This is a genomic window from Allofrancisella frigidaquae (assembly GCF_012222825.1).
GTDB lineage: Bacteria > Pseudomonadota > Gammaproteobacteria > Francisellales > Francisellaceae > Francisella > Francisella frigidaquae.
The window spans coordinates 268,263-285,771 of sequence record NZ_CP038017.1 but is presented as its reverse complement, the minus strand read 5'-3'; the positions used below and the strand labels follow the sequence as shown (position 1 = coordinate 285,771).

Here is a 17,509-nt window from a genome sequence, read left to right as displayed (position 1 = left end):
GCCTATGAATGAATATTTTTTATTTAGTTTACTAACTGTAGTAGCTGCTATGATGAGCTATATAAATACCAAATTCCTCAAACTGCCAAAAGCTATAGGTTTGACCATTCTTTCAATAACTTTTTCAGCAATTTGTGCATCTTTTTTAAGTACTACTAACTTTCTGGTAGTTGCCTTATCCAGTTTTGATTTCCAAACTACAGTCTTAGATGGGATGCTATCATTTTTACTTTTTGCAAATGCCTTACATTTTAATATGATTGAGCTAAAAAAAGAGTTAAAAGCAATTTTTGGGTTAGCTAGTGTTGGACTACTTCTATCTGCATTTACTACTGCAGTTTTAATATATGGCTTTTGTAAACTAGTCGGCTTTGAGCTTAGTTTTGGATATTGTTTAGTCTTTGGAGCATTAATCTCACCAACAGACCCTATAGCTGTAATTAGCACATTAGCTGGAAACAAAACTATACCAAACTATATAAAAACTCGTGTTGTTGGCGAATCATTATTTAATGATGCTACAGGTATCGTTTTATTTGTAATTTTGTCAAATGTGGTTTTTTTTGGTAGCGGTGGAGAATTCGGGCAGTATATTGATAATAATGTTGATTATCTTTGGCTTATCACTAAACAGATTTCTATAGAAGCTGGCGGTGGGATTATCTTAGGTTATATTTTTGCAAGAATAGCTTTAGTCTTTTTAAAAACCAATAAAGATGCTGAAACATCTATTTTTGTAACACTAGCTGTTGCAAGCATGGGTTACCTAATAGCACATAGTCTACATGTTTCTGGTCCTATTGCCATGGTTATAGCTGGTCTTTTTATTGGCAATAATTTATCAGATAACAAAAAATCTTGTCCTGACCAAGTTAAGAAGGTAGATAACTTTTGGATGATTATTGATAATATGCTTAACTCTTTTTTATTTATCTTAATAGGACTAGAGTTAACTAGCATAACTTTCAACCGTGTTGCTCTTTGGATTGGCGTAGTTGGCATATTCATAGTCACTTTCGCAAGGTTTATTAGTATTTCAATACCTATTACTGTTATCGATAAGAAACTCACTAGAGCTTCGACAAAAGATAATATACTAGTAGCATGGTCAGGAGTTAGAGGTGGAATATCTTTAGCATTAGCACTATCACTTCCTGACGAAGGCCACCTTATTGTTAGCGTGACATATATAGTAGTTATACTTTCTATATTAGCTCAAGGATCAACACTAAAGATTGTGTTAAATATGATCTATCCACCCAAAACTATCAAACGTGCTGCCAATGATGAAATAGAAATAAGAAAAGCTTAAAAAACTCTGTTAATTTAAAGGTTTATCCATACTTATGGGTATAATAATCAGTACCAAGGTGTCTAACTAAAGCATTATCTATAGCTATTGCATCTGGGGTTGAGTCAGTTGGCCTTCTTGGATTTACTCTATCATTTACCCACGTATTATTATCCCAAAGGCTAGTTGTGTTTATACACTGTTGAACATAATTTGCTACCAAATACCTATTTTGAATTTCCATACACCCTTTAATAAATATATCAACGTATGACTGAATAATTGGGAATTCTTCATTAGGTTTTTGTATCGCTTTTGCATCTCTAGCATATATCCAGTAATCTCCTTGTTGAAGGTTTTTTAACCCTAAAGCTTCTACATCTATACTAGGCACCTTATAACGGCAATAATCGCTTTCTCTTTTATCAGTAGCCTCAACCGCTTTTTCATTTGTTAGATAATACACCGCATTTAATGTGCTACCTGTCGATGGAACTGCTAATAAGAATGTACCCTTAAATGAGCCTGTTGCTCTTAATCCCCAAATTCTTTTAAAGTTTTTTACTTCTATTGGATAGGCATTTACCGCTTCAGGATTTGTTCTTTGACGTGATTTATCGTTTACTAAACTACCATAACCAATTATAAAATTTTGTTTAGAACCATCTATAGGTGGATGACAAGTGTCTGAAAATCCAGATTTCAAACCACATAAAAAAATCGCTAAACTCAAAAAACTTTTTTTCATATTACTATCTTCCTCATCTAGCTTTATTAGAAACTCTAGTAATTATTTTCTAATCTAGAATTATTAGCTCCACCTTGAGTATACATACTCATACCCATAGTTGAAGACATTAAGTTTTGATATTGAAAATTACGACCGTAAAAATCATAATAGTTATCTGTGAATACCTCAGGAAATGATCCTCGCAAAGTGTCTTGATTACTGTAATTACTGTAATTATTGTTATAGCTATTATCTTTATAAGATTTATCAGTGTTATCTAAATATATTTTTTGTGAATAATTCTTTAATCCAACCGTCTTAACCACCGTAATAGGCTCTGATGAAAGATTTATTTCTTTAGAGCCTTTAAATTCAGTATTAGAAAAAGCAGCCACACCATTTTCTTGACCTTCATAAACATTAGCATACAACATAAATATTGACATTAACGCAAATATAAAAATCAGTAATACTTTCATTTTCTTATCTCTTTATAAAATTATTATTATTCTTTAATATTGCCAAAGCCTGATCATAATCACAATCATTTAATATCATTACTATAGCTATTTTAACTGACTTATTTGCTTTTATATAAAATGCTCCTGCTGTAGCATACTCAACGCCAGTAGCTTCACAAATTATTAACTTCGCTCTTTCGACTAACTTTTCATTAGTTGGCTTAACATCTATCATAAGGTTTTGATAAACTTTCCCTACAGATACCATGGACAAGGTCGAAATCATATTCAAAATTAATTTTTGAGTTGTTCCAGCTTTTAACCTAGTTGAGCCTGTTAAAATTTCTGGTCCAGGTACTGCTTCTATACTATAGTTTGCGCACTCTGAGATCTTTGCTTTTTTCGTGCAACTAATCGCTACAGTTTCAGCTTTGACTAGCTTTGCATATTCAAGTGCTCCTATAACGTATGGAGTCCTACCGCTAGCTGCAATACCTATAACCATATCATTTTCACTTAAACCTATTTTCTTTAAATCTTGGTAAGCCAGTTGCGGATCATCTTCAGCTCCTTCTTGGGCTTTAATAAAAGCTTTCTCACCACCAGCTATAATTCCAACGATTGTATTATAGTCCACACTAAACGTTGGTGGACACTCAACTGCATCTAAAATACCTAGCCGACCACTTGTACCCGCTCCAACATATATAATCCTACCGTTATTTTTAAGCACTTGAGAGCTTCGGGTAATAACTTGAACTATATTGTTATGTTGCTCTTTTAAAGCTTCGATAATGTTATATTCCTCATTTATCATCAAAGTTACTGCATCTGAAATAGACATTGTATCTAGATCAAAACTTTTTGAGTTTCTCAGCTCAGTATTTATATCCTTTAATATACTCATAATGTTATCTGCTTAACTACGCCTAATGGATAAAAATATTTACTATCTAAATATACAGGAGCCGGTATAGGTTCTTCTCCAGAACTATCACCTTGATCTTGTTGTTTATCCGGTTGCCTGCTTTTAATATCTATTCTATTATCCTTACTTTTTTCAAATCTATCCTCAATTTCATTTTTGTCTTTTGGTTCAAGCTTATCCCCTAGTTCATCACGTATTTCTTGAACTTTGGCATCTAACGCTTTGGATTGTATATAAATCTTATTAATAGTGTTCTTGACAGCCTCTAAATCAGCTAAGATTTGAGGCTCTTCACCGCTTAAATCTATTTCCTGTAAAATCTCTAAGTTTTCGTCCATCTGTATTACTTTTGTTTTAGTGAAAACAAATAAATAACCAAATTTAGGTATAATTTGCTCTACAATATCTTTATTCTGTTCATTGTTATCGTCTTTGGATGAGAAAAGTTTAAAAACATCGTCTTCTTCGTCTTGCGTTTTGAGTTCTTTTTCTAGACCATTAATGCCAAAATCTAGAGATATAAAACTACCTAAACCTTTTTTGTACTCATAGCGATGTACTTTATCCGGCTCAAAAGTTACTATAAATAACGAATTGTCTGATTTAGAAATAATAACAGGCTTACCAAAGCTTTCTCCATCTATGTAAGTATCTAGACTTTTACCGACTCTATGATCACCATTATAGTTAAAATCACTTATACCCATAAGATTTTTACTTTCGTTATTTGGATGAAATATAAAAGCCATTTTTGCATCAAGATTATTAGCAAAATCTGGCACTAAAAGTTTCACATTTTCTTCTTTAAGACTAGCTTTTAAATTTAAGCTATCACCTAGTTTAAGGCTATATTGATTATTAGTAGTTGAATAAGTTGAATAATAAACTTCTAACACTTCTTGATTACCCTTCTTTTGATCAGCTTTTCTTGCTAAAAGTATTTGGGGAGGACCATCGCTATCCTCAAAATACCATGCTGCATCAAAAATATTTTCTCTAACAAATTGTGCTGCTGACGAACCACCTTTTGAATCTCCAGAAATAACTGGCTGCCACTTACCTATCTCATCACCTAATGCTTTTGTATCTGCTTCTAAACCTTCAATATTATCAGCTAGTAAATCTTCAAGAACAACACTAGTTGTAAAAAGCTTGTTTATATCATACATCAGTAGCATTAACTGCCATTGTCCATTTTCAAGGTTCCAACCAACCTTAATTTTATAGTCTGTACCCATACCTTGTGGAATTGGCACACCAATTTTTGCTTTATCTGTAAATATATTTATCTGTTTATTTTGTTTTTCAATAAAGCCAATAAAGCCTTTAGGCGCATCTTTTAATAGCCCATCGATTGTTAAACGATAATTTCTTGCTTGGTAATCTGTCATCGCAGCAATGTCTATCATTGGTACATTAATAGGCACGTAATCTGTATTATAATTTTTATAAGTATTAGCCGATGGAACGTTATAAATAATTTTTTTGGCTAAATCAACTTTTGAACCATCATTATATGCTTTATATGTAGATTTAAAACTACTGTATTGCTGCGCTTGGAATAGTTCAGCGTTACTATTTTTTGGAAAAAATGTTGAAATATCATCTTCATCTACTGTTATTTCAAAGGTACTATTACCTATTTTAAGCTCGCTTGGTTTAGAAAAGTCAATATCGTCCTTAGCACTTGCTATATATGTTTCCCCAATTACTTTTTCATCGCTATTTTTTATAATACTTTTGGTAGTAAGTAAACCCATTTTAAAAGAATATAAAAGCGCGGTAAGCATCACCATAATCACAAAAGAGAATATCAATGCCATAAGTAATACAGATCCTGAATTTTTATTACTTTTTATCCTCTTGAACATTAAACTAATCTCTTTATGTATTTTCTAACAAAAATATCTTACTAAAAATATCATCCGCAACTTTAAAAGATATTCTCAAAGCCGCGACTGAATCACTTTTAACACTAATAGGCTGTGTTGCTATTTGCTTCCAGTTAAGGTTAGCACCACCTTGACTAATATCTGCATTTAAAACATACTCAACCTTCAGGTTACTTACATCGTTTATCAACTCATAAATCTCAGAATCATTAGCATTTTGTTTCACATACTCGTACAATGAATAAATTTTATTACCCTGTTTATCTTTTTGACCAGAATCTGCCACAAAAAATATTTCTAAAATATATTTACCAACATAGTCACCCACTTTAAACTTATCCTCAACGCGTGAATAAGTTGATACAAAATCACCTGTAACAGCCATAGTCTTTACCAAATCACACTCAAAAACATTACACAAAACCAAATAATCATCCATAGAAATATCTTTTTCTGGTACAACTTCTTTTTGAAACCTGTTTACCTTGAAAATATTATTTGATGAGTTAGTTTTTAGAGTTGAACTTAAGCTGGCACGCTGGATAGCTATATAATCTGTATTAGGTTGAATGCAGTAAATACTGTTTTGCTGACTGAAATATTTTTCATTTTTTACTCTCTCATCACAAGATTCTGGATCTAATGTTAAATTTTCTGGCAGGCTCTTAATGCCTTTTATAGGGCTTTTTCCTATAGTTAAAATTCCAAATTTCCCGAAGATATCACCAGAACTATCCCCTGAGTTATCCACAAGCTCTTGATACATATCGCCATACTTTGTAGCAAAGCCTATTTTTGAAATAGCGTTGTAGAAAATCTGTTTCGTTATAAGCTGTTTAGAATTGATCTGGTGTTTACTATTAAGCTTATTGTATTGATTTTTCATATCTATATAGACATTTATTGCCATCGCCATAACTATAGCTGCTATAACTATTGAAACCATTAGCTCTGGCAAGGTAAATCCAGCGATTTTTTTACTGTTCTTCGCCATCATTTTGCTTTATTTCTCTTTGTATAATCTTGACTCTATCTGCTACACCAAGCTTATCATCAAATGCAGCTATGTTTACCACCTTATATATAATTTCAACATCGTTAGCTTTAGCTTTTTTGGCCTCATAATCAGCTCTTTTAGCCATCTCTTTTATATCTTTTATTCCCAAAATTTTAAATCTATTCACAGGCTTTTCCTGCCCTAAAGACATAGCATTATTGCTTTGCTCTGTTACAACTGTTTTTTTAAATTTAATACCGTCTTTAGTTGCTGAATCATCAAAAACACCTGTTAGTCTATATACACTAACACGATCATCTAAAACACTTGATATCTCATTACGTCTATTATCTAACGTAATACTTACTAGAATACTATTTAACAGTAAAAAACCTGAAGAAAGAACAAACAGCAAAATTAATGCTGCCAACATTGCTTCGACAATACCAAGACCTGCTTGTGACTTTTTTTTATACAAAATTTTCCTAGCCTAAACCAAAATAAAAATAGATAAGAATTAAGCCTCTTTAAACTTCCCAAAAGACATTAATTTATCATACCTTTGTGAGTTGCGTTCTTCTACTGACATTTGGCATAAATCTTTTAACTCTTTAGTTAATGCTTTTTTGATATTTTCAGCTGTAGTTACGAAATCTCTGTGAGCACCGCCTAATGGTTCAGGGATTACTTCATCAACTATGTTTAACTCTTTCAACCGCCCTGAAGTTATATTCATCATTTGAGTAACTTCAGATGCTTTTTCCGCAGTTTTATGCAGAATTGAAGCACATCCTTCTGGGGAAATAGTAGCAAAATAGCTATATTGAAGCATCAAAAGTTTATCTCCCACACCAATTCCTAGTGCCCCGCCAGAACAACCTTCACCTATAACTGTACAAACTATAGGAACTTTAAGAGCACTCATCTCAAAAAGATTCCTTGCAATAGCTTCACTTTGACCACGCTCTTCTGCTTTAATACCTGGGTAAGCTCCTGGGGTATCAATAAAAGTAATCACGGGCATATTAAACTTCTCAGCTAATTTCATAAGCCTTAAAGCTTTTCGATATCCTTCTGGGTGCATCATACCAAAGTTATGTTTTATCTTGCTTTTTGTGTCACGACCTTTTTCTTGACCTATAACCATAACAGGATGATTATTGAGTTTCGCTAACCCCCCTATAACAGCTAAATCATCACCAAAAGCTCTATCACCATGAAGCTCCTGGAAGTCAGTAAAGACTAAGGGTAATAAGTCTTTGAAGTATGGTCTATTTGGATGTCTTGATAACTGTACTACTTGCCAGTCAGTCAGTTTTGAATAAATCGACTCCATTAATTCTAGTCTTTTTTTGTTTAGTTTTTTTAATTCTGCTTCCGTTTTTTCATCATCAAAAACATGAGAAAGCGAAGTAATTTTATCTTCTACTTCCTTAATTTTTGTCTCAAAATCCAAGTAATTCATCCTAGGTTCCCTACGTGTGCTTACAATATCTTAAAATAAGTTACCAAATATGATAAATTATTTTCGCAAAATAAAAAACAACTATGTATGATTTTGTTAGTTTGCTATGTCATAGATGTATTATATAATCATTGTTTAACTAATCACAATTTTAAGCTAGTTTAGATATGTCTAATCACACACCGATGATACAGCAGTATCTAAAGATAAAATCACAATATCCAAATATACTTCTTTTTTACCGTATGGGGGATTTTTACGAATTATTCTTTGAGGATGCTAAAGAAGCTGCCAACTTACTTGATATAACCTTAACAGCTCGTGGCAAGTCCAGTGGAGAGCCTATCCCAATGGCTGGAGTACCATACCATGCAGCTGAAGGTTATATTGCTAAAATTATTAAAAAAGGCTTATCTGTGGCCATATGTGAGCAAACAGGTGATCCTGCTACATCAAAAGGTCCTGTTGAGCGTCAAGTTACTCGTATTATCACCCCTGCTACAGTTTCTGAAGAAGCTTTTTTAGATACAAATCAAGACAGTTTACTACTAAGTATTTTTGTTAAAAATGATAAATACTACTTAGCTTATACAAGCTATACTCAAGGAAAGGTTTATTTACTTAAAACTATCAGTAATTTACCCGAGTTAAAAAATGAGGTGCTTCGACTTTCACCTAAAGAAATTATAACTAACTGTAATAATCTTGCTGTAGAGGGCTTTTTAAAAGTCCCAATAAAACACCTTGAAGAGTGGTACTACAGTAGTTATGAAGCAAAGAAACAAATCAATAACACTTTGGATATTTCTCTAGCTACAACTGTGTTACAAAATAATAAGACTGAACAATTGATAGCTATAGGCTCGATATTAGCTTATTTAACAGATATTTTAAAACAATCTCCTAAACATATTACAGATATTAGTTTTGAAAAAGATATTCAAATACTTAAGATAGATGTAAACAGTCGCAATAATCTTGAAATAGATAATAATTCAAAATCTAGTCTAATAAGTATAATTGATAATTGTAAAACCAGTTTAGGTAGTCGTTTAATTAAAAGATATTTTAAAAATCCAATCAAGAATCTTGATAAAATAGCAATTCGCCATAACGTAATCAACGCATTAAAAGATAAACAAAGTTTTTTGAAGATCCAAGAGACTCTTAGATACATTAGTGACATAGAAAGAATAATTTCACGAGTTGCTTTAAATACAGTTAAACCAAAAGATTTGGTTTCATTACAAAATACATTAGAAGAAATACCTAAACTAAAGAAATTATTAGAAGAAATATCTTCACAAGATATAAGCAATATAAACCAAAATATTTACCAGCTTGATGATCTAGCAGAGCTTCTTAAAAAAGCTATTGTAGAAAACCCTCCAGCAACCATACGTGATGGTGGAGTTATTAAAGAAGGTTTTGATCCTGAGCTTGATGAGTTAAAAGGCATTAAAGATAATTCTTACGATTTTTTACTAAAATTTGAACAACTCCAAAAACAAAAAACTGGGATTAGCAATCTTAAGGTTGGTTATAACCGTATCCATGGCTACTATATTGAGCTTTCCAAACAATATGCTGATAAAGCTCCTCTTGAATACGTAAGACGACAAACTCTTAAAACAAGTGAACGTTATATAACTGATGAACTTAAAGACTTTGAAAACAAAATCTTATCGTCTAAAGAAAGAGCTTTAGCTAGAGAAAAGCTAATCTACGAAAATTTATTACAACAAGTGCTTAAATATTATATTCAAATCCAAAAATCAGCGCAAAGTATTGCCAAAATAGATGTTCTAGCTAACTTTGCAGAACGTGCAGTCAAGCTTAATCTCGTTCAACCAAGCTTTAATAGTTCTGAAAAACTTAAGCTTAAAGATGTTCGTCACCTTGCTATAGAGCAAAATATAGATGAGACGTTTATACCTAATGATACTTTTCTAGGCAAGGATACTCATACTTTAGAAATTATAACAGGTCCAAATATGGGTGGTAAATCAACTTACATGCGTCAAGTTGCTCAGTTGATTTTCCTAGCACATATTGGTTCATTTGTACCAGCAAGTTCTGCGGATATTTGTGATATAGATACCATTTATACCAGAATTGGGGCTTCTGATGATATATCAAGTGGTAGATCAACTTTTATGGTTGAGATGACAGAAACTGCTTATATCCTTAATAATGCCACCGATAAGTCTTTAGTGATTATGGATGAGATAGGTAGAGGTACTAGCACGTTTGATGGCTTATCATTAGCAGAAGCTTGTGCTGAAAAATTTGCTAAAATAGGAGCATTTACACTATTTGCTACACATTATTTTGAGCTTACAGAATTAGTTAATAAATATACTAATATTAAAAATACTCATTTTGAGGCTAAAGAGTACAAAGACGATATTTACTTTATGCATAAAGCTGTAGCAGGTGCTGCTAAAAAGTCTTATGGAATCCAAGTTGCAAAACTAGCTGGAATACCAACCGATGTTTTAGAATCAGCAACTAAAAACCTCCAAAAGCTAGAAAATAAAAACTCTTTAATCGACACTCAGCCAACTCAACAAGCTACTTTAGAACTAATTTCACCACAAGAAAGCTTGTTACAAGCAAAATTAAGTAAACTTGACGTTAATAGTATCACCCCACTAGAAGCTCTAAATATTTTATTTGAATTAAAAAAACTTTCTTACTCATAGAAAAACTGAAAAAATTAAGAGGTATAAATCCATATGTATCAAAATGTTTGTCTTAACTGTGGTGACATAATCTTAAAAAAAGTACATGAATATTGCCAAAAAAAGGAGCAGCAACTTAAGGCTACATACTTACAAGATATTCGTTTCTCAAAAATGTCTAAAAATATCGCGCTTTTTGTTCTTGGGGCACCTGGTAATGGTTCACAGCATAGAAAATTAAAATAACTGTTTTCAATATAACTAAGTTAACCATATAGCTATTAATCTAGGCTAATTTTAAGGAAAAACCATCAATTACTAGTAATTTAGTTATACAATTTCTTCTAATTTGTTATAATTTTTTAAATCTACATTTATAATATTTTAGGTGAAAAATATGCAAACTGATAAAAACCAACCCTCTTTTTTAATTCAAAAGGTATATACAAAAGATGTATCATTTGAGACTATCAACTCCCCAGTAAGTTTTAAAGAACAATGGGCTCCAACTTCGGATTTTAATATAGATATAAATACAAAAAAGATAAATACTGAAAATTTTGAATTAGACCTAACAATCACAATAACTACAAAAAATAATAATAATAATGTATATATTGTAGAAGTGACTCAATCTGGGCTTTTTACAATTACAAATATGCCTGAGGAACAAGTAGAATCGGTGCTTAACACTTATTGTGCTAATACTTTATTTCCTTACGCTAAAAGAGTCATTGACTCGTCTATTATAAAAGGTGGCTTTCTACCTCTGAATCTAGCTCCAATAAATTTTGATGCAATCTACCATATGAAAAAAAAACCCCAACAACCAAAACATTAAAAAAGAGTAGCAAATGGATAATGCACAGAATAGCTTAATTAAAATCTTAGGCTCTATAATGATAATAGTTGGCACCATGATAGGTGGAGGAATATTAGCTTTACCAATAATTACAGCTAAGCTTGGTTTTGTGATAGGCTCGATACTAATTATTGTCATCTGGAGTATCATGACATACACAGCTATAGTAATTTCCGATATTTCTTGCTCTATGCCATACGGAAGTAGCTTTAAAACTATAGCCCAAAGATACCTTGGTCAAACTGGTGGTATAGTAGCAAGTATAGCTTTTTTAGTACTTATGTATTTTATTAGCACTGCATATATTTCAGCTGCTGCTTCCTCATTATCAACTACCTTCCCCATGTTAGAACAAAAACTATCAGCTTTAATTTTTGTAATAATATTTGGTAGCATAGTCGTTTTGGGAACTCGTTTTGTAGATTATGCCAATAGATTTTTCATAGTTTTAAAAATTTTAGTTTTAGTCGTACTATGTTTAGTTTTCAATAAATATATAGAGCTGTCAAATTTACTTGAATCTCCTATTGATCTTGGCATATCTCTTGTAATTGCGATTCCTGTTTTTACTACATCATTTACTTCACATATCATTGTACCCGCTCTTTCTGACTATCTAGCTAAAAATACAAAAGATATGAAAAGAGTGATTATTATAGGAAGTATAATCCCTTTAATTCTTTATATAACCTGGGTAGTTACTATATTAGGAGTTCTTCCTTTGCATGGACCTATAAGCTTTATGACCTCTATATTTAGTCATATACCAGTTACAGAAGCCAATATTGGAGATATATTAACAACTCTGAGTCATAAAATTAAAACCCCTGTTACAGATATTGTTTTACATATATTTACTTATGTGGCAATTATGACTTCTTTCTTAAGTGTTAACTTATCACTTTTTCACTTTAATATAGACACTTATAAACTATATAAAACCAAAAGAGTTATAAGCTATTCTATTGCAACAGTACTGACTTTTGGTATACCTTTGATTATAAACCAACTTAACCCAAACATCTTTATATATGCCATGACTTGTGTTGGGCTTTCTATAGCGATATTGCTTATGATCATGCCTGCTCTAATGGCATTTAAAACAAATAAGCTTAAAGAAAGCTTTAACTATAAGATTTCTAGCTATAAAAGTTTATGGCTAGTATCTATAGTAAGTGGTGTAATTGTTGTACTGTGTGTTATCGCTTAAAATGTTACTTAACCTAAATTCTACTCTTATAAATAATTTTCTTGATAATATCCTATATCATAAAAGCTACTCTAATGAGACTATTGATAACTATAAAAGAGATTTATACCAGTTAAGTGATTTTATCGGGAATACAGATATTGCTAAGCTAAAATCTCAAGATATACTTGGTTGGATAAAAAAATTACATTCTCAAGGAGCATCTCCAAAAACATTACAAAGAAAACTCAGCTCAACAAGAAGTTTTTTTAACTTTCTAATTAACAGTGAGATAATTAACACAAATCCAGCTAGCAACATTAAAGCCCCAAAAGGCTCTAAAAAACTGCCAAAAGCTTTAAATATAGATGAATTAGCATATTTACTTGATATAACTCCTGGTAATGATATTGAAGCTCGTGACATAGCCGGTTTTGATTTACTTTATAGTTGCGGAATCAGACTTAGCGAGCTTTCAGCTATACAGCTAAAAGACATAAGTATGTCCCAATACAGTGTACGTGTAACTGGTAAAGGCAATAAGCAACGTATAGTATACTTTGGTGAAAAAACAACTAATAGTTTAAAAAGGTGGCTAAGCATTCGTGAAAAATACAAACCCCAAACTGAACATCTACTTATCTCCCGTGACGGCAAGCAACTTACAAATAGATCTATCCAGAAACGTCTAGAGTTATTTGCCCAAAAATACGCATCTCGACACATTCACCCACATATGCTTAGACACTCTTTTGCAAGTCATGTCCTTGACTCTTCAAAAGATTTACTTGCTGTAAAAGATCTGTTGGGTCATGTTGATATTTCTAGTACCCAAATTTATACTCACCTTAACTTTCAACAACTAGCTAGTGTTTTTGACAAAGCACATCCAAGAGCTAAGAAAAAATAATTTATGATTACTATTAATGTTTTTGATAACAATACAATTGATCAAATAAAAGATTTAAATTTACGGTTTGATTTTTCAATTTGTAAAGAAGATAAATACCTTTTTTATGGAAATGGTTTTTTAAAGTTGTACAATAAAAATAAAGAGCTTTATATAGACTTTAACTGCAATGATATTTTAAATAGAATAAACCCTCAGGCTAAAAAGTGTAGTGTGATACAAGCTGTAGAAGGTAGAAACAAATCCAAATTACATATACTTGACACCACAGCTGGTCTTGGTAGAGATTTTTTTACACTTGCTGCTAGAGGGCATAAAATCACTGCTATCGAAAAAGATCCTTATATTTTTTTACTACTTAGCGACTCTATAAAAAGAGCAAAAGATATACCAACTTTAGGACTTATTACAAAAAACATCACATTAATTCATAATGATAGCTGTGATTACATATCAACTACTAATGAGTTTTTTGATTGTATATATATAGATCCTATGTTTCCACCACGTAAAAAAAGTGCTAAGGTAAAACTAGATATGCAATCCCTTCACGAATTATTACAAAATAATGAAAATAGCAATAAATCACTTTTTGATAATGCTTACTCGAGTGCAAAAGCTAAAAAGATTGTTGTTAAAAGACCTATTAATGGCTCTTTTTTATCTGATAGAAAGCCAACATCTCAATTAAAAGGAAAGACTAATCGTTTTGATGTTTATAGTTTATGATGCTCTAAATACTTCTCTTTACACGCGTATAAACACTAACTAATAGAATACCTGCTACAAACAAGAATACTGCCGAGAACCAATAGTAAATAGTGAAATCTCTAATATACTGTGGTGGAGCTTTTGAAGCTACTAGTGCCGAATTTGCATAGTATAGAGCATAACTTATAAAAACTGTCGCAACAATTATTAGCCCTTGGGAAATTCTGTATACTAGTAAAGCTCCGCCCAAAACAAACAACATATAGCAAAAATACTCAAAACCAAATAAAAACTCATAAGATAAAATAGCTGGGTTTATAAAAGCATAAACTAACCAAACCCATATCATAATCATAATCACACTAGTTAATAAAGCTAAAAATATTCTATTTACTTGTAACTTTGTATAGCTTGGTTCTAAAATCCAGACTATTGCTGCCAAAAAAGTTACACATAGTTGCATTGACAAATATGCAAATGACAGAAGCATACTATATTTACCATATAGGAAAAGCTTAATTATTAAAGCGAGAACCACCGCTAACCAAGCAAATCTGTTTTTCCTATAAAGTAGCAATGCAAATATAAGAAAGCAAAAATTACCAATACTATCGTATATAATATCATTTAAAGTGACCATTCTAATCTTTAGATTATTTACTGTTTTAAATATTATCTCATAATTTAAGTCTATAGTTTAATTTTAAGCTTTTGCTTACGCTATATTTTAGCTATACTTGGCATATAACTACTATTTTTTGAAGATTATCAACTAGAGATGTATAATTTAAATAAGATATTGATGAGTTTCATAATCATTGCCCTAACTAATATACTAGCTCAAGCAGAAACTGAAGTTTACTCATGGAGAGCTGAAAATGGAAACCTTGTTTTTTCTGAAACTAAACCACCTGAAGATGTTGAATATAAAATCATAAATGTAGGCAGCCCTACAGTTGTTGATACAAAATCACCCGAGGAGCCTGAAAGTAGCGAGGTCGTTAAGATTAAACAAGGCGATATACAAAAATTAGATGACTCACAACTTGCTAAAAAGAATAAACAAGCTCTTAAAGAGAATCAAAGTGATTTAGATATACAAGTAACATCACCAGGTAATGACGCAAATATATTTACAAAAGAAGAATACATACCTATAAAAACAACTCCAGCTCTTACAGCTAATGATAAACCTTTGTTTACAATTAATGGTAACGTTATAGCAGCAAGTTTTGAAGACGAAACTTGGCAAATTCCTAGACCTGATCCAGGAAAAAATGAACTTATTATATCTGGCCATACAGCTGATGGCAGAAACATCAACCAAGCTAGTATTTCTGTTTTCTATATCAAAAATGGTTGGTTACAGCAATCTAAAAATACGGGAAACTTACAAACAAACAGTAAATCATAAAAATTAAATTAAATTATTTCAATCTATTCCCACCTAACATCTATAAATTTATCTTGGTTTTTTTCTTTTAAATGTTTCAAGTTAGGGCATTTAATCGTATGTACTACAACTCCTTTGGATACACTCATGTACCCTTCGATTCTATCGGGATATATAGGTTGACAACATCTTGCAAACTCATATTTCATGCCGTCAAAACCTGAAACTAGAACTTTCATAAACTCTGGCTTCTGTAAAGGGCTTTTTTTAGTTTGCTGCCTTTTTATTAGCTTCTCTTGGGCAGAGTAAGTATCAATTATGTAGTTAACTATACTTTTTATACGTACACTACCATTTTCAATAGCTGCAAATAAACTATCTGCCATCTGCATATTAAATTTATTAGCAACCTCACTAAAATCTACTTCTTTAAGGTCGTAACCTTTTAGCTCCTTTAAAAGCCTATCCCTACCAAGGGCTACGTTATCTTCTTTGTTTTGCTCATTAAACCACTTTATAACTCTTGATCTATTTCGGGCTGAAGTTAAGTATCCTAAATTTTCAGACGCCCAATCTTTACTAGGATTTGGTTCTTTTTGAGTTAGTATCTCTACTTGATCTCCTGTAGTGAGCTTAGTAGTTAAAGGTACAATTTTACCATTTAACTTAGCTCCTTTTGTACGATGTCCCACCATAGTGTGTACAGAGTATGCAAAATCTAACACTGTTGAGTCTTCTGCCAGATCAATAAGCTCATTAGCTGGAGTAAATACATACAGTCGTTTGGTTAATTCTTTAGACACCTTACTATAGTCATTAATTTCTTTCTCCCATTCAAGAAGTGATCTCAACCAAGCAACTCTTGCCTCATAAGAAGCATCAAATTTAACACCTTCTTTATAACGCCAGTGTGCTGCAAATCCAAGCTCAGACTCCTCATGCATTTTATGAGTTCTAATTTGTATTTCAAGATTTTGACCATGGGCTTTAACAACAGTATGTATAGATTTATATCCATTAGACTTCGGGCTTGCTATATAGTCACTAAACTCTTGCGGTATAGGGCAATATAGATTATTCACTTCTGCTAAAACTTTATAACATTCATCAACGTTATTTGCTACAACCCTAATCGCTGTAATATCAAAAAGTTCCTCTATATCTTTATAGTTTTTGTTTTTTAGCTTTTTATATATGCTGTATATATGTTTAACTCTACCTTGTACACCAGCATGTAAGTTATACTTTTTTAATATAGCTTTTAACTCTTCTATAACCTTATGTAAAAACTCCTCTCTCTGCTTACGAGTAGCTCCTAGACTTTCAGCAATCTTTTTATACTGTTGGCGCTCTAGGAAAAAGAATGCTCTATCTTCTAATTCCCACTTTATAGCACTCAAGCCTAATCGATTTGCTAATGGTGCATATATATCTAATGTTTCTCTAGCTATAACTTGCTGGGTTTTATGGTTTAAAGATTTTAAATGCCTAATAGTACACAATTTATCAACTATCTTTACTAAAACTATTCTGACATCTTCTATAATAGTCAAAAGCATCTTTCTAAATGTATCTATTTGCTCAAGAGATATACTATCCGAACGATACATCCTAATAGCAGACATCTTACGTGTGCCTTGTAATATTTTTAATACAGTATGGTTACAAGTCTCTACTATTTCTTCATCGCTGACATCACCAAAATTGTATAACTCATAAAGAATACCAGCAGCAACCGAATCTTCATCTGCCCGGATTTTAAAAAGTATATAAGCAATCTCTATAGCATATAAAAATGAACTAATACCTGTTGGATGGCGTACTGAGTCCGCACTTTTTATTTTTAATAATTCTAATGATGAACTTATAAGCTCAAACTTATCATCAGAATAAAAGCTTTTTAATTCTGCAATCAAAGCTTGATCATTTATCTGACCATCACTATCAAGCAATTTCGAATCAATAACTTGCATAAATATCCACTCTTTATAAAAAA

At 31.7% G+C, this 17,509-nt stretch carries 17 protein-coding genes; 8 read left to right on the top strand and 9 right to left on the bottom strand.

Annotated elements, in window-relative coordinates; all coding sequences use genetic code 11:
• Positions 1-4 precede the first annotated feature (4 nt).
• Positions 5-1,312: a cation:proton antiporter gene (locus E3E15_RS01300; protein ID WP_035721076.1), complete on the top strand. Its 1,308-nt coding sequence runs from the start codon at positions 5-7 to the stop codon at positions 1,310-1,312.
• A gap of 22 nt (positions 1,313-1,334) precedes the next feature.
• Here the strand turns inward: E3E15_RS01300 and E3E15_RS01295 are convergent, their stop codons facing one another.
• The 7 genes from E3E15_RS01295 to E3E15_RS01265 all read right to left on the bottom strand — a co-directional run bounded on the left by E3E15_RS01295 (position 1,335) and on the right by E3E15_RS01265 (position 7,764).
• Complete coding sequence (locus E3E15_RS01295; protein WP_172106128.1) at positions 1,335-2,039, bottom strand: gamma-glutamylcyclotransferase; 705 nt, start codon at positions 2,037-2,039, stop codon at positions 1,335-1,337.
• Positions 2,040-2,074: 35 nt separating this feature from the next.
• Positions 2,075-2,500, bottom strand: a complete 426-nt coding sequence (locus E3E15_RS01290) for a hypothetical protein (RefSeq protein WP_172106297.1) — start codon at positions 2,498-2,500, stop codon at positions 2,075-2,077.
• Positions 2,501-2,504: 4 nt separating this feature from the next.
• Positions 2,505-3,389 carry an N-acetylmuramic acid 6-phosphate etherase gene (gene murQ / locus E3E15_RS01285; protein ID WP_172106296.1) on the bottom strand — a complete coding sequence of 295 codons (885 nt, stop codon included), beginning with the start codon at positions 3,387-3,389 and terminating at the stop codon, positions 2,505-2,507.
• Complete coding sequence (locus E3E15_RS01280) at positions 3,386-5,281, bottom strand: hypothetical protein (RefSeq protein WP_172106295.1); 1,896 nt, start codon at positions 5,279-5,281, stop codon at positions 3,386-3,388. Before E3E15_RS01280 ends, murQ begins: the two co-directional genes overlap by 4 nt.
• Before the next feature lie 13 nt (positions 5,282-5,294).
• A complete protein-coding gene (locus E3E15_RS01275; protein ID WP_172106294.1) occupies positions 5,295-6,299 on the bottom strand; it encodes a PilW family protein in 1,005 nt (334 codons plus the stop codon).
• Entirely contained in the window at positions 6,280-6,732 is a 453-nt protein-coding gene (locus E3E15_RS01270; protein ID WP_172107220.1) for a pilus assembly protein, read from the bottom strand. Before E3E15_RS01270 ends, E3E15_RS01275 begins: the two co-directional genes overlap by 20 nt.
• 84 nt (positions 6,733-6,816) lie before the next feature.
• Positions 6,817-7,764 (bottom strand): acetyl-CoA carboxylase carboxyltransferase subunit alpha, encoded by a 948-nt coding sequence (locus E3E15_RS01265; protein WP_035721056.1) that lies wholly within the window; start codon positions 7,762-7,764, stop codon positions 6,817-6,819.
• Between the two features lie 167 nt (positions 7,765-7,931).
• Here E3E15_RS01265 and mutS point away from each other — a divergent pair, with 167 nt between their 5' ends.
• From mutS to E3E15_RS01235, 6 genes are all read left to right on the top strand, one after another.
• The gene (mutS, locus tag E3E15_RS01260) at positions 7,932-10,469 is read left to right on the top strand and encodes a DNA mismatch repair protein MutS (RefSeq protein ID WP_245313671.1); all 2,538 of its coding nucleotides are present in this window, start codon (positions 7,932-7,934) and stop codon (positions 10,467-10,469) included.
• Between the two features lie 33 nt (positions 10,470-10,502).
• Positions 10,503-10,694: a hypothetical protein gene (locus E3E15_RS01255; RefSeq protein ID WP_035721049.1), complete on the top strand. Its 192-nt coding sequence runs from the start codon at positions 10,503-10,505 to the stop codon at positions 10,692-10,694.
• Between the two features lie 151 nt (positions 10,695-10,845).
• The gene (gene secB / locus E3E15_RS01250; RefSeq protein ID WP_172106293.1) at positions 10,846-11,289 is read left to right on the top strand and encodes a protein-export chaperone SecB; all 444 of its coding nucleotides are present in this window, start codon (positions 10,846-10,848) and stop codon (positions 11,287-11,289) included.
• A gap of 13 nt (positions 11,290-11,302) precedes the next feature.
• The gene (locus E3E15_RS01245; RefSeq protein WP_172106292.1) at positions 11,303-12,520 is read left to right on the top strand and encodes an amino acid permease; all 1,218 of its coding nucleotides are present in this window, start codon (positions 11,303-11,305) and stop codon (positions 12,518-12,520) included.
• 1 nt (position 12,521) lies between these two features.
• On the top strand, positions 12,522-13,409 hold the full coding sequence (locus E3E15_RS01240) for a tyrosine-type recombinase/integrase (RefSeq protein ID WP_172107218.1): 888 nt from the start codon (positions 12,522-12,524) through the stop codon (positions 13,407-13,409).
• 12 nt (positions 13,410-13,421) lie between these two features.
• Positions 13,422-14,138 carry a class I SAM-dependent methyltransferase gene (locus tag E3E15_RS01235; protein WP_425352917.1) on the top strand — a complete coding sequence of 239 codons (717 nt, stop codon included), beginning with the start codon at positions 13,422-13,424 and terminating at the stop codon, positions 14,136-14,138.
• Positions 14,139-14,142: 4 nt separating this feature from the next.
• Here E3E15_RS01235 and E3E15_RS01230 read toward each other — a convergent pair whose 3' ends face one another.
• A complete protein-coding gene (locus E3E15_RS01230; protein WP_172106290.1) occupies positions 14,143-14,760 on the bottom strand; it encodes a hypothetical protein in 618 nt (205 codons plus the stop codon).
• Positions 14,761-14,922: 162 nt separating this feature from the next.
• Here E3E15_RS01230 and E3E15_RS01225 point away from each other — a divergent pair, with 162 nt between their 5' ends.
• Entirely contained in the window at positions 14,923-15,534 is a 612-nt protein-coding gene (locus E3E15_RS01225) for a DUF4124 domain-containing protein (protein ID WP_245313670.1), read from the top strand.
• Between the two features lie 23 nt (positions 15,535-15,557).
• Here the strand turns inward: E3E15_RS01225 and E3E15_RS01220 are convergent, their stop codons facing one another.
• Positions 15,558-17,486, bottom strand: a complete 1,929-nt coding sequence (locus tag E3E15_RS01220) for a RelA/SpoT family protein (RefSeq protein WP_172106288.1) — start codon at positions 17,484-17,486, stop codon at positions 15,558-15,560.
• Between the last annotated feature and the right edge of the window lie 23 nt (positions 17,487-17,509).